The 14,289-nt window shown below is 45.8% G+C and carries 11 protein-coding genes and 1 pseudogene; all 12 read left to right on the top strand.

What is annotated here, in order from left to right; translation table 11 throughout:
* Positions 1-29: 29 nt before the first annotated feature.
* A complete protein-coding gene (gene bamA, locus VER99_RS10610) occupies positions 30-2,444 on the top strand; it encodes an outer membrane protein assembly factor BamA (protein ID WP_020335143.1) in 2,415 nt (804 codons plus the stop codon).
* A 13-nt stretch (positions 2,445-2,457) separates the two neighbouring features.
* Positions 2,458-2,967 (top strand): OmpH family outer membrane protein, encoded by a 510-nt coding sequence (locus VER99_RS10605; protein ID WP_014232756.1) that lies wholly within the window; start codon positions 2,458-2,460, stop codon positions 2,965-2,967.
* Between the two features lie 6 nt (positions 2,968-2,973).
* Entirely contained in the window at positions 2,974-4,005 is a 1,032-nt protein-coding gene (lpxD, locus tag VER99_RS10600) for a UDP-3-O-(3-hydroxymyristoyl)glucosamine N-acyltransferase (RefSeq protein ID WP_020335141.1), read from the top strand.
* Between the two features lie 253 nt (positions 4,006-4,258).
* A complete protein-coding gene (gene fabZ, locus VER99_RS10595; protein WP_014232754.1) occupies positions 4,259-4,711 on the top strand; it encodes a 3-hydroxyacyl-ACP dehydratase FabZ in 453 nt (150 codons plus the stop codon).
* 1 nt (position 4,712) lies between these two features.
* Positions 4,713-5,501 (top strand): acyl-ACP--UDP-N-acetylglucosamine O-acyltransferase, encoded by a 789-nt coding sequence (gene lpxA, locus VER99_RS10590; RefSeq protein ID WP_020335139.1) that lies wholly within the window; start codon positions 4,713-4,715, stop codon positions 5,499-5,501.
* Between the two features lie 112 nt (positions 5,502-5,613).
* Positions 5,614-6,753, top strand: a complete 1,140-nt coding sequence (gene lpxB / locus VER99_RS10585; protein WP_020335138.1) for a lipid-A-disaccharide synthase — start codon at positions 5,614-5,616, stop codon at positions 6,751-6,753.
* 8 nt (positions 6,754-6,761) lie between these two features.
* A pseudogene (gene rnhB / locus VER99_RS10580) lies at positions 6,762-7,381 on the top strand (ribonuclease HII).
* Between the two features lie 79 nt (positions 7,382-7,460).
* A complete protein-coding gene (gene dnaE, locus VER99_RS10575; RefSeq protein WP_014232750.1) occupies positions 7,461-10,940 on the top strand; it encodes a DNA polymerase III subunit alpha in 3,480 nt (1,159 codons plus the stop codon).
* Positions 10,941-10,987: 47 nt separating this feature from the next.
* Positions 10,988-11,947, top strand: coding sequence for an acetyl-CoA carboxylase carboxyl transferase subunit alpha (gene accA, locus VER99_RS10570; RefSeq protein WP_020335136.1), 960 nt, complete (start codon positions 10,988-10,990; stop codon positions 11,945-11,947).
* Between the two features lie 76 nt (positions 11,948-12,023).
* Positions 12,024-13,340 carry a tRNA lysidine(34) synthetase TilS gene (gene tilS / locus VER99_RS10565; RefSeq protein WP_020335135.1) on the top strand — a complete coding sequence of 439 codons (1,317 nt, stop codon included), beginning with the start codon at positions 12,024-12,026 and terminating at the stop codon, positions 13,338-13,340.
* A gap of 59 nt (positions 13,341-13,399) precedes the next feature.
* Positions 13,400-13,711, top strand: coding sequence for a c-type cytochrome (locus tag VER99_RS10560; protein WP_020335134.1), 312 nt, complete (start codon positions 13,400-13,402; stop codon positions 13,709-13,711).
* A gap of 175 nt (positions 13,712-13,886) precedes the next feature.
* Complete coding sequence (glnB, locus tag VER99_RS10555; protein WP_014232746.1) at positions 13,887-14,225, top strand: nitrogen regulatory protein P-II; 339 nt, start codon at positions 13,887-13,889, stop codon at positions 14,223-14,225.
* The last annotated feature ends 64 nt before the right edge of the window (positions 14,226-14,289 follow it).

The raw sequence follows: 14,289 nt of genomic DNA, 5'->3' as shown, positions 1-14,289 counted from the left end.
AGCAGTAGCAAGGAATAATTAGAACAAGTATGGCGATTAAGCGAATTCTATTTGCAAGTTTACTGGCGACCAGTGTGTCTGCAAATGGAGCAGAGAACTTCGTAGTTCAAGATATTGAAATCGATGGATTGCAGCGTGTTGCACTAGGTGCTGCGTTGCTGAAAATGCCTGTCCGCGTCGGTGATACCATTGGCCAAGGCGATGTTGCAGAAATTATCCGCGCACTGTACGCATCTGGTAACTTTGAAGATGTGAGAGTACTGCGTGATGGTGAGGTGCTTGTTGTTCAAGTAAAAGAGCGTCCGACCATTGCTAGCATCTCATTTTCAGGCAACAAAGCAATCAAGGACGAGCAGCTACAAGAAAACCTGAACGCATCAGGTATTCGTGAAGGCGAAGCGCTTGACCGTACAACGCTAAGCAATATCGAAAAAGGCTTGGAAGATTTTTACTACAGCGTGGGTAAATATAACGCGACAGTAAAAGCGGTCGTTACTCCATTGCCACGTAACCGTTCCGATCTGAAGTTTGTCTTCACCGAAGGTGTATCGGCAAAAATTCAGCAAATCAACTTTATTGGTAATGAAGTCTTTTCTGACGAAGAACTATTGTCCCGTTTCAACTTAAATGTTGACGTGCCTTGGTGGAATTTCCTAGCTGATGAAAAATACCAAAAGCAGGTACTTGCTGGTGATATCGAAGCGCTGAAGTCTTTCTATCTTGATCGTGGTTACCTGAAATTTAACGTTGATTCAACACAGGTAGCAATCTCTCCTGACAAGAAAGGGGTATACATTACTCTTGGCTTGGAAGAGGGAGAGGTGTACACCGTTAAGGACGTAAAATTCCGCGGTGACCTTGTAGGTGAACAAGATGCGTTCGAAAGCATGGTGCCATTTGACAGCAACGAAACTTACAATGGTTCGCTTGTCACTTCGATGGAAGAAGGCGTTAAGCGCGTTTTAGGTGAGTCTGGTTATGCGTATCCGCAGGTAAATACCATTCCTGAATTTGATGATGAAAACAAAGAAGTTTCATTGGTCGTAAACGTTGACCCGGGTAACCGAATTTACGTTCGTGATATCCGCTTTACGGGTAACAACGCGACAAAAGATGAAGTGCTTCGTCGTGAGATGCGTCAGATGGAAGGCAGCTGGTTGAATTCTAAGTCGATTGAAACGGGTAAAACTCGTCTTAACCGTCTTGGCTACTTTGAAAACGTTGAAGTACAAACCGTTCGTGTTCCAGGAAGTGATGATCAGGTAGATCTTGTTTACTCAGTGAAAGAAGCGAACTCAGGTAGTGTCAACTTTGGTGTTGGCTACGGTACGGAATCTGGTGTCAGCTTCCAGGTTGGTCTGCAGCAGGACAACTTCTTAGGCAGTGGTAATCGCGTTGGTGTTAATGCCATGATGAACGATTACCAAAAGAACATCAGCTTAGATTACCGCGACCCATACTGGAACCTCGATGGGGTAAGTTTGGGCGGTAAGATCTTCTACGATGAGTTTGAAGCCTCTGAAGCGGGTATTGTTGACTACACCAACCAAAGTTACGGCGGTAGCCTGACATGGGGTTTCCCATTCGATGAGCTAAACCGCTTTGAGTTTGGTGTTGGCTACACGCACAACAAGATCGGTAACTTATCACCCTACTTACAGGTAGAGCAGTTCTTACGTGCGCAAGCTGACAATATTGATTCAGATGGTTCATTGAACACTAACGATTTTGACATCAATATCTCCTGGACACGTAATAACCTGAACCGTGGTTACTTCCCGACGGCAGGTAATCACCAACGCGCGTTTTACAAAATGACGGTACCTGGCTCTGATGTTCAGTACTTCAAAATGCAGTACGATGTTCGTCAATACATGCCTTTGACCGAAAAACACGAGTTCACGCTCTTGTTCCGTGGTCGCCTAGGTTATGGTAATGGCTACGGTGAAACGAATGGTAACGATAACTTGTTCCCATTCTACGAAAACTACTACGCAGGTGGCTTTACATCGCTACGTGGTTTCGGCTCCAACTCGGTTGGTCCTAAAGCGGTATACCGTGATTACTCGGGCTCAAACAATGGTGCTGATACGGCAACAGACGATGCTGTGGGTGGTAACGCCGTCGCATTGGCAAGCCTGGAACTTATCGTTCCAACGCCGTTCGCATCGGATGAAGTTCGTAATCAAATTCGCACCAGTATCTTCTTCGATATGGCAAGTGTCTGGGATACGGAATTTGACTACCGCGACTCAGGTGCGGAGTATGGTGATAAATACTATTACGACTACTCAGATCCAACCAACTACCGCTCATCTTATGGTGCGGCGTTGCAATGGATGTCTCCAATGGGGCCTCTAGTATTCTCACTAGCGAAACCAATTAAGAAATATGATGGCGATGATGAAGAATTCTTCACCTTCACTATCGGTCGAACCTTCTAAAGAGGAAAATATTTTGAATAAAATGATCAAAGCGGCTGGGATTGGCCTTCTTGTACTTAGCTCATCAATGTTTGCAAACGCGGCAGAAGCGGCACAAAAAATTGCATACGTGAATACCGCTCAAGTTTTTCAAGCACTTCCTCAGCGTGAAGTTGTTTTGCAAAAAATGCAGAAAGACTTTAAAGGTAAAGCCGACGAACTTAAGAAAATTCAATCTCAAGCAAAAACGAAGATTGAGAAACTACAGCGCGATGGCGAGCTTCTAGGTCAGGACGAAATTGAAAAGCTACGTATCGATATCGCGAAACTAGACAGTGAGTACAAAGTAAAAGCGCAAGCACTAGATAAAGCAAGTGCTCGTCGTGAAGCGGAAGAAAAAGCGAAGCTGTTTAAAACGATTCAAGATGCCGTGACAAAAGTTGCGAAGAACAAAGGTTACGATCTCGTTATTGATATCTCTGCACTTCAATACGGTAAGCCAGAATACAACATCTCTGAAGACGTAATTAAAGCTCTAAAATAAGAAGTTATGAAGACATTAACATTAGCCGAGTTGGCAACAATTACTGGTGGCGAATTATTTGGTGATGACACGCTTGTTGTTAGCCGTGTCGCTCCAATGGATAAAGCACAAGAAGGTGATGTGACCTTTTTGTCTAACCCCAAGTATGCAAAGCACTTATCTGAGTGCCAAGCAACGGTTGTGATGGTAAAAGCAGAGCATAAAGACAAATGTTCAGGTAATGCACTTGTTGTTGCGGATCCTTACGTTGCTTTTGCGCACGTTGTTCAGGCAATGGACACAACCCCACAACCTGCACAAGATATTGCGCCAAGTGCCGTGATCGCATCTGACGTCAAGATGGGTGATAACGTTGCAATTGGGGCAAACGCTGTCATTGAAACGGGTGCAGAACTTGGCGACAACGTGATTGTTGGCGCAGGTTGCTTTATCGGTAAAAATGCCAAGCTGGGTAGTAACACCAAGCTTTGGGCTAATGTGACTATCTATCATGAAGTTTCTCTGGGCGATGATTGTTTGGTTCAATCAGGCACAGTGATCGGCTCTGACGGTTTTGGTTATGCGAATGACAAAGGTGAGTGGATTAAAATCCCTCAACTTGGCTCTGTGCGTATCGGAAACCGTGTTGAGATCGGCGCATGTACCACAATTGACCGTGGTGCATTAGAAGATACGGTTATTGAAGACAACGTGATTCTTGATAACCAGCTTCAAATCGCGCACAACGTTCACATCGGATATGGTACCGTGATGCCTGGTGGTACTATTGTGGCGGGCAGTACTACAATTGGTAAGTACTGTCAGATCGGCGGCGCGTCGGTTCTTAATGGCCACATCACCATTGCAGATGGTGTCGCTATCACCGGTATGAGCATGGTCATGCGCAGTATCGAAGAAAAAGGCCTTTATTCATCGGGTATTCCACTACAGACGAACAAAGAATGGCGTAAAACCGCAACTCGAGTTCACCGTATTGATGAAATGAATAAACGCTTGAAAGCCGTTGAGAAACTGCTAGAGCCAAAAGAAGAATCTTAGTTCCATATTCTGAGCAAAGACTCGCGAAATGCGAGTCTTTTTCTTCTATAATGACGCGCTATTAGTATATTGAATATCAATCACAGTAAGTAAGTGGTCAGAAATAGCGTATTAACAAGCTAGAATGAACAGCTGTTTACTACGATTGATATAACATCAAGCTGGTATACACTTTGCAGGCATTTTATTTTTTTGCGGCTATTGCCGCTGCCGTGCCATCTTGGTTATAGAGAATTTATATAGGAATACGACTTTGACTACTGAAAAGAAAACGATGAACATCTCTGAGATTCAAGAGCTTTTACCTCATCGCTACCCATTCTTATTGATCGACCGTGTGACTGACTTCCAAGAAGAGAAATACCTTCACGCGCTTAAAAATGTGTCGGTTAACGAACCTCAGTTCACAGGTCACTTTCCTCAACTACCCGTATTCCCAGGTGTTTTGATTCTTGAAGCGATGGCTCAGGCTACGGGTCTATTAGCATTTAAATCATTTGGTGCACCAACAGAGAATGAACTGTACTACTTTGCTAGTGTAGATGGCGCGAAATTCCGCAAACCAGTCGTTCCAGGTGACCAGTTGGTGATTGAAGTTGAATTTCTGAAAGAGCGCCGTGGTATTGCTGCATTTCGTGGTGTAGCGAAAGTAGATGGCGAAGTAGTATGTTCAGCTGAGCTGAAGTGTGCTCGTCGAGAGTTTTAATATGATTCATGAAACCGCTAAAATCCACCCGGCAGCGGTGGTAGAAGAAGGTGCCAAAATTGGCGCTAATGTGACCGTCGGGCCATTCACCTACATTACCTCAACGGTAGAAATTGGTGATGGCACAGAAGTCATGTCTCACGTTGTAATCAAAGGTCATACCAAAATTGGTAAAGATAACCGTATTTTCCCGCACGCTGTCATTGGTGAAGAAAACCAGGACAAGAAATACGGCGGCGAAGAGACAACAGTGGTTATCGGTGACCGAAATGTGATTCGCGAAGCGGTTCAGGTTCATCGTGGTACTGTTCAAGATAAAGCAACCACAGTGATCGGCGACGATAACCTTCTGTGTGTGAATGCTCATATTGCGCACGACGTTGTTGTAGGAAATCACACTCACATCGGTAACAACTCGATTCTGGGTGGCCACGTGACGGTAGATGACTACGCTGGCGTAATGGCGCTTTCTGCGATTCACCCATTCTGTACAGTCGGCGCTTATGCTTATGTTGGTGGTTGTTCTGCGGTTGTTCAGGACGTTCCAGCGTATGTGCTTGCGCAAGGTAACCACGCTACGCCATTTGGCTTGAACTTAGTTGGGCTAAAGCGTAACGGTTTCGAGAAGCCAGAAATTCGTGCTCTTCAAAAGGCGTACAAAGAAATTTACCGTTCAGGTAAAACGCTGGAAGAAGTGAAGCCAGTTTTGGCTGAAATGGCGCAAGAGTTTCCTGCAGTGAAGCGTTTCTCTGACATTCTGGAAACCACGGAACGTGGTATCATTCGTTAATTCACGGATGTTCAAATAAATTGAAAAGATCGCGCCCCTAATTGGGCTGCGATCTTTTTGTGTTTTATGGATAGGGAATTACCTTATCCATAGTACATAGAGCGGGAACGATATGGAAAAACCATTACGTATTGGCATCATTGCCGGAGAACTTTCTGGTGACACTCTGGGCGAAGGCTTTATTAAAGCTGTGAAAGCGCAGTATCCAAACGCCGAGTTTGTCGGTATTGGTGGTCCTAAAATGATTGCCCAAGGCTGTGAATCCCTCTTCGATATGGAAGAGTTGGCTGTAATGGGTTTGGTTGAAGTTCTGGGTCGCTTGCCTCACTTACTAAAAGTGAAAGCAGAATTAGTGAAGTACTTCACTGAAAATCCACCAGACGTCTTTATCGGTATTGATGCACCGGATTTCAACTTACGACTTGAGTTGGATCTGAAACAAGCGGGCATTAAAACGGTTCATTATGTCAGCCCTTCCGTTTGGGCCTGGCGTCAAAAGCGTATCTTTAAGATTGAAGCTGCGACGAATCTGGTTTTGGCCTTTCTTCCGTTCGAAAAAGCGTTTTACGATAAGTTTAATGTGCCATGTGAATTCATTGGTCACACGCTTGCCGACGCTATTCCACTGCGCTCAGAGCAAGCACCGGCAAGAGAGCTGCTGGGTTTAGAGCAAGATAAAAAATGGTTAGCCGTACTGCCTGGTAGCCGTGGTAGCGAATTGAAAATGCTATCACAGCCGTTTATTGAAACCTGTAAATTGCTGCATCAGAAATACCCGAATTTAGGGTTTGTGGTGGCCCTGGTCAACCAAAAGCGTCGTGAGCAGTTTGAGCAAGCTTGGAAAGAGCATGCGCCTGAGCTGAATTTTACGCTGGTGGATGATACTGCGCGTAACGTGATAACCGCTTCAGATGCGGTTATGTTGGCATCAGGCACCGTTGCATTGGAGTGCATGCTTCTAAAACGTCCTATGGTGGTTGGTTATCGTGTTAATGCGTTAACAGCGTTTTTAGCTAAACGTCTGCTGAAGACCAAGTATGTGTCATTACCTAACATCCTTGCTGATGACGAACTGGTAAAAGAATATTTACAGGATGAATGCACGCCAGAGAACCTGTTCAAAGAAGTCTCTCGTCTATTGGAAAGCGATAATAGAGAAATGATCGACAAGTTTACTGAAATGCATCACTGGATCCGCAAAGATGCTGATCAACAAGCCGCAAGCGCGGTATTAGAACTGATTAAGAAATAGAGAACCACATGGTTGCGAAAGCTAAGTCTACCAAAACCAAGACGACAAAAACAAAGGTCGAATTACCACCGTTTGAAACGCCACAAGGCTATCAGCTTATCGCTGGTGTCGACGAAGTAGGGCGTGGCCCTTTAGTCGGGGATGTCGTGACCGCCGCGGTTATTTTAGATCCGAGTAACCCGATCGAAGGGTTAAATGACTCCAAAAAGCTTAGCGAGAAAAAGCGCTCGCTTGGGCGGTGGGTCGTTGTTCGCCACAAGAAATTGATGAGTTAAATATTCTTCAAGCGACCATGGTGGCAATGCAACGTGCGATTGCTGGCTTAAATGTTCAGCCAGATCTTGTGCTTATTGATGGCAACCGTTGTCCTGAGTTGCCAATGGATGCACAAGCGGTGGTCAAAGGTGACCTGCGAGTCGCTGAGATTAGCGCTGCGTCTATCATTGCTAAAGTCGTACGTGATACAGAAATGGAAGAGCTCGACAAACAATACCCTCAATTTGGCTTTGCAAAGCACAAAGGGTATCCAACTAAAGCGCACTTTGATGCAATAGAACAACATGGTGTGATTGATGAACATCGCAAGAGCTTCAAGCCGGTAAAGAGAGCACTCGGCATAGAATGCTAAATTAATTGGATGGGTGTTATAAACCCGACTCCCTTTAGGTTAGAATCCCAAACAAAATAAAGTTACACGGTACCTGTTAATGTCAGATCCCAAGTTCATTCACCTTCGAGTTCACAGTGATTTTTCGATGGTGGATGGTATCAGCAAAGTTCCACCGATAGTTAAGAAAGTCGCCGAGCTTGGCATGCCTGCAATGGCATTGACCGATTTCACTAACCTGTGTGGTTTGGTGAAGTTTTACGGCACAGCACATGGCTGCGGTGTAAAACCGATCATCGGTGCAGATTTCAAAATGCAATCTGACGAGTTCGGCGAGGAGCTGACACAGCTAACAGTACTGGCAGCCGATAATGTCGGTTACAAAAACCTGACGCTGCTTATCTCCAAAGCGTATTTGCGTGGCCATATCCAGCATCAGCCAGTAATTGATAAGTCTTGGTTAGCCGAGATGTCAGAAGGGTTAATCGTTCTTTCTGGCGGTAAAAATGGTGATATCGGCAAAGCGTTACTAAAAGGTAACCGCAACTTAGTCCAGAGCTGTGTAGAATTTTACAAACAGCACTTTCCAGATCGTTATTACCTAGAATTACTCCGTACTGGCCGTCCGGATGAAGAAACCTACTTGCACTTCGCCGTTGAACTGGCAGAGCAAGTGGATCTGCCTGTTGTTGCAACAAACGAAGTGGTCTTCCTTAGTTCTGATTTGTTTGATGCCCATGAGATTCGCGTAGCGATCCATGATGGCTACACATTAGAAGATCCTCGCAGACCAAAAAACTACAGCCCACAGCAATACCTTCGCAGTGAGGAGGAAATGTGTGAGCTGTTTGCGGATATTCCTGAAGCACTGGAAAACAGTGTTGAGATAGCCAAGCGTTGTAACGTCACCGTTCGTTTGGGTGAGTACTTCCTGCCTGCGTTCCCAACGGAGGGAATGAAAGAGACTGAATTCTTGGTCATGAAGTCTCGCGAAGGTCTGGAAGAGCGTCTGGAGTTCCTGTTTCCGGATGAAGAAGAACGTAAAAAGCGTCGTCCTGAATATGATGAACGTTTGCAAATCGAGCTGGACGTTATCAACCAGATGGGCTTCCCGGGATACTTCCTGATCGTAATGGAGTTCATCCAGTGGTCGAAAGACAATGATATTCCTGTAGGTCCAGGGCGTGGTTCGGGTGCGGGCTCTCTGGTGGCATACGCACTGAAAATCACAGACCTTGACCCACTAGAATATGATCTTCTCTTCGAACGTTTCTTGAACCCAGAACGTGTATCCATGCCCGATTTCGATGTCGACTTCTGTATGGATAAACGAGATCAGGTGATTGATCACGTAGCAGAAATGTACGGGCGCGATGCGGTATCTCAGATCATTACCTTTGGTACGATGGCTGCCAAAGCGGTAATTCGTGATGTGGGCCGTGTTCTTGGTCATCCGTTTGGTTTTGTCGACCGAATCTCGAAGCTTATCCCGCCAGACCCGGGTATGACGCTGGATAAAGCATTCAAAGCCGAGCCAGCACTTCCTGAGCTTTATGAGGCAGATGAAGAAGTTAAAGAGCTCATCGACATGTGCCACATATTGGAAGGGTGTACGCGAAACGCAGGTAAGCACGCGGGTGGTGTGGTTATTTCACCAACCACGATTACGGACTTCGCGCCAATTTATGCGGATTCAGAAGGTCATTTCCCGGTAACACAGTTTGATAAGAACGACGTTGAAACTGCGGGTTTGGTTAAGTTTGACTTCCTTGGTCTTCGTACACTGACCATTATTGACTGGGCGCTTGGGTTGATTAACCCGCGTTTAGAACGTGAAGGTAAAGCGCCGGTTCGTATAGAATCTATCCCGCTCGACGATCAGGCGTCGTTCCGTTTGTTACAAAACTCAGAAACCACCGCCGTATTCCAGTTGGAATCGCGTGGTATGAAAGAGCTTATCAAGCGACTTCAGCCCGACTGTTTTGAAGACATTATCGCACTGGTGGCACTTTTCCGTCCGGGTCCATTGCAATCAGGCATGGTAGATAACTTTATTGACCGTAAACACGGTCGGGAAGCGATCTCTTACCCTGATGAAAAGTGGCAACACGAGTCATTAAAAGAGATTCTCGATCCGACTTACGGCATTATCCTTTATCAGGAACAGGTAATGCAGATCGCGCAGGTACTGTCTGGCTACACGCTTGGTGGCGCGGACATGCTTCGTCGTGCGATGGGTAAGAAGAAGCCGGAAGAGATGGCCAAGCAGCGTGCTACCTTCGAGGAAGGCGCGGTGAAGAATGGCGTCGACGGCGAGTTGGCGATGAAAATCTTCGACTTGGTAGAAAAGTTCGCTGGCTACGGCTTTAACAAATCGCACTCTGCCGCATACGCATTGGTTTCTTACCAAACGTTGTGGCTAAAAATGCATTATCCAGCAGAATTTATGGCTGCGGTAATGACAGCCGATATGGACAACACTGAGAAAGTGGTTGGTCTGGTCGACGAATGTTTCCGTATGAAGCTTACCGTACTGCCACCGGACATTAACTCAGGGCTGTATCGCTTTAATGTTGATGAAAACGGCGCTATTGTTTACGGTATCGGTGCGATAAAAGGCGTGGGTGAAGGTCCAATTGATGCGATTTTGGAAGCGAGAAACAAAGGTGGTCACTTTAAAGACCTGTTTGATTTCTGTGCTCGAATCGATCTGAAACGTGTGAACAAACGTGTCATTGAAAAATTGATTTATGCAGGTGCCTTAGACAGACTTGGTCCACATCGTGCTGCGATGATGGCATCACTCAATGATGCTGTTAAAGCCGCAAGCCAACACCATCAGGCAGAGGCATTTGGTCAGGCGGATATGTTTGGTGTACTGACTGATGCACCTGAAGAAGTGGAGCACAAATATACCCAGGTTCCGCCTTGGCCGGAAAAAGTTTGGCTAGAAGGTGAACGCGAAACTCTTGGTTTATATTTGACTGGGCACCCGATTAACGCGTATTTGAAGGAACTAAATAAATACACCAGTTGTCGACTAAAAGACGCGACACCAACACGTCGTGATCAATCAGTGACGGTTGCTGGTTTAGTCATAGCCGCTCGTGTGATGACAACCAAGCGTGGAACACGTATTGGTATCATGACATTGGATGACCGAAGTGGTCGAATGGAGGTAATGCTATTCTCCGATGCGCTTGATCGGTATGCTGAACTTCTCGAAAAAGACAGAATTTTGGTCGTTTCAGGACAGGTCAGCTTTGATGACTTCAATGGTGGCCTTAAAATGTCGGCGCGTGAAGTTATGGATCTCGGCAGCGCGCGTGAAAAATACGCTCGTGGTCTGTCGGTATCGATTGATGCAAATCAGATCAATGATCAATTCTTTGAGCAGTTCAGTCGTATTTTAGAACCGCACAAAGCCGGAACCGTACCCGTCAATGTATACTACCAGCGTGCCGACGCCAGAGCGCGGTTAACATTGGGCACCGAGTGGCGAGTAACGCCAAGTGATACATTAATAGACGATTTAAAACAGTTACTTGGAACAAACCAGGTAGAACTTGAATTTAACTAAAAAATTCAGCGTATTATCTTAAACGCTGAGTAAACAAGGATTCATAGATGAGCCTAAACTTTCTTGAATTTGAAAAGCCAATTGCAGAACTTGAAGCAAAAATTGAAGCCCTGCGCGATGTATCTCGCCACGGTGGTGATGCTGCGGTTGACCTGGATAAAGAAATCGAACAGCTTGAGAAGAAAAGCCTGGAACTGAAGAAAAAAACATTCAGCAACCTAGGCGCTTGGGAAACAGCTCAACTGGCTCGTCACCCATTACGTCCATACACTTTGGACTACATTCAGCATGCATTTGAAGAGTTTGATGAACTAGCGGGTGACCGTGCTTTTGCGGATGACAAAGCGATTGTTGGTGGCATTGCTCGTCTGGAAGGTCGACCAGTGATGATCATCGGTCACCAAAAAGGCCGTGAGACCAAAGAAAAAGTGAAACGTAACTTTGGTATGCCAAAGCCAGAGGGTTACCGTAAAGCATTACGCTTAATGGAAATGGCAGAGCGTTTTAACATGCCAATCATCACATTCATCGATACCGCTGGCGCATACCCAGGTGTTGGTGCGGAAGAGCGTGGTCAATCTGAAGCGATCGCGAAAAACCTGAAAGTGATGTCTGGTCTGAAAGTACCAGTAATCTGTAACGTTGTCGGTGAAGGCGGTTCAGGTGGTGCACTTGCGATTGGTGTGGGTGACTACGTGAACATGCTTCAGTACTCAACTTACTCAGTTATCTCTCCTGAAGGTTGTGCTTCTATCCTTTGGCGTGATTCAGATAAAGCACCTCAGGCAGCAGAAGCAATGGGTCTGACAGCTCCGCGTCTTAAAGAGCTTGAGCTTATCGATGAGATCATCGAAGAGCCACTAGGCGGCGCGCACCGTAACCACGTTGAAATGGCTGCAAACATGAAAGCAACATTGCTTCGTCAGTTGGAAGATCTAGAACAGCTTGACGAAGAGTCGCTACGTGAGCGTCGTTACCAGCGTCTGATGAGCTACGGTTACTGCTGATATCTGGTTAGATAACGGATAAAATAGAAAGGGTTGGATGTGAGTCCAGCCCTTTTTTGTATCGATCGGATTGCTTATGGAATCGCTTTATCAGCATTTTACACAATTACTGACTGCCCATTACCAGCCTCAGACGAAAGTTGTCTTAGCGTTTAGCGGAGGTGTGGACTCGCGTTTATTGTTGGCGCTAATGAGTCGCTATCAGCGCGATCACTCAATACCATGCCAAACGGTATACGTTCACCATGGATTAAGCAGTAATGCGGACGACTGGGCTGAAAAATGTAAAGCGTGGGCGAAGCAAGCGGGTGTATCGCATTCAACAGAGTATGTACACCTAGATATTAACAGTGGCGAAAGTATTGAATTACTTGCCCGCGAAGCGCGTTACCAAGCGTTAGCAAAATATATTGAGAGCGGCGACCTTCTTCTCACTGGGCAGCACGCCGATGACCAGCTTGAAACCTTTCTCCTAGCGCTTAAACGTGGCAGTGGCCCGAAAGGATTGTCGTGCATGGCAGAAAGCGCGCCTTTTTCTGCTGGCACTTTAATTCGACCATTACTGACGACTCGACGTGAACAAATTGAGCAAATTGCACACTCGTTAAATCTGGAATGGGTTGAAGATGAAAGTAATCAGGATACGCGCTACGACCGAAACTTTCTGCGTCACCACGTGGTGCCTGAATTGTCTCAACGCTGGCCGAGTATTCACCAGGCCGTACAACGCAGTGCGTCTCTCTGTGCTCAGCAAGAAACGTTATTAGACGAACTACTTAACGACGTTTTTTATCGTGCGTTGCAAGCAGATCTCAGTCTGGATATTGCGGAGTTAGCCTCTCACAGTGAACTTGCCCGCGCTCGATTAATCCGTATGTGGTTAGCTAAGCAGAACGCTCAAATGCCAACTCAAGTACAGCTTAGCCTGATTTGGAAAGAAGTTGCGTTGGCCCAACAAGATGCCAACCCAAAGCTTAAGTTAAAACAAGGCGAAGTTCGTCGATTCCAGAATAAGCTTTACTGGGTGTGCGATAAAGCAGAGGTTTCCGGTTGGCAGGTTCACATTCAAGTTGATTGTGCGCTTGTTCTTCCTGAAGGTTTGGGCCAGCTCATGTTAAGTACGACATCAGAACAAGCGACCATTGCTTTGCCGCCGCAGCCGGAGTTGTTGAGCGTCACGTTTAATCCTGAAGGGTTAACTGCGCATCCAGTGACGCGTAATCACAGTCGTAAATTAAAAAAACTGTTTCAAGAGTACCATGTGCCGAGCTGGCTACGTCGCCAGATACCGATTCTTATGTATCAAGATCAGGTGGTTGCGGTAGCCGACTTGTTTGTTGATAAGGCATTTAGTGGTCAGGATTGTGAGCTAATTTGGCGTAAGCCTTTGTAATTCGTGACACAATATCGCACACAAATTGTACTCATAAATAAAAACGATTAGGTGAAGCAATGAAGAAAACAGTAATAGGCGCAGTAATGGCGTTAACTATGTTATCAGGGCAAGCATTCGCTGCGGGCGACGTCGCGGCTGGGCAGACAAAATCGGCAGTGTGTGCTGCCTGTCATGGCGCGGATGGTATGGCAACCATTCCCGGATATCCAAACCTGAAAGGGCAGAATGCTCAATACATCATGAGCTCCATCAAAGCTTATAAAAACAAAGAGCGCACGGGTGGGCTTGCTCCAGTGATGCAGGCGCAAGCGTCACTGCTGTCTGATGATGATATTGCCAACTTAGCGGCATACTACTCTAGCTTATAGTCGCTACCTAGCTCTCACTCAAAACAAAACCAGAGCAATGTTCTGGTTTTATAATTTTCGCTCTAATAAATTTCATCAAACTCAAGATTTTACGATACCAAAACGAGACAAAGATTGAATGTTGTAAGACGGTAAACGATAATATCCGCATACGATTAAAGCTTAAGGGATGAACATGAAGAAGATTGAAGCGATTATCAAGCCATTTAAACTGGATGATGTTCGAGAAGCGTTAGCTGAAGTTGGCATCACAGGGATGACCGTTTCTGAAGTCAAAGGTTTTGGTCGTCAGAAGGGTCACACGGAATTATACCGTGGTGCAGAATACATGGTGGACTTTCTACCTAAAGTGAAACTTGAAATCGTAGTTACTGAAGATGTCGCAGACAAATGCGTTGAGACCATCATCGAAACCGCTCAAACCGGTAAAATTGGCGATGGTAAAATTTTTGTCACTGATGTTGAGCGTGTAATCCGCATTCGTACTGGTGAAGAAGACGAAGACGCGATTTAACATTTCACTCTAAATTTATTTTTGATTAAGCTAAAAGGGAGCCTGATACGGCTCCTTTTTTATT

Origin of the sequence: Vibrio natriegens NBRC 15636 = ATCC 14048 = DSM 759 (genome assembly GCF_035621455.1) — a bacterium.
GTDB classification, from domain to species: domain Bacteria; phylum Pseudomonadota; class Gammaproteobacteria; order Enterobacterales; family Vibrionaceae; genus Vibrio; species Vibrio natriegens.
The sequence above is the reverse complement of the archived record's forward strand: the minus strand, read 5'-3'. Positions and strand labels throughout refer to the sequence as shown.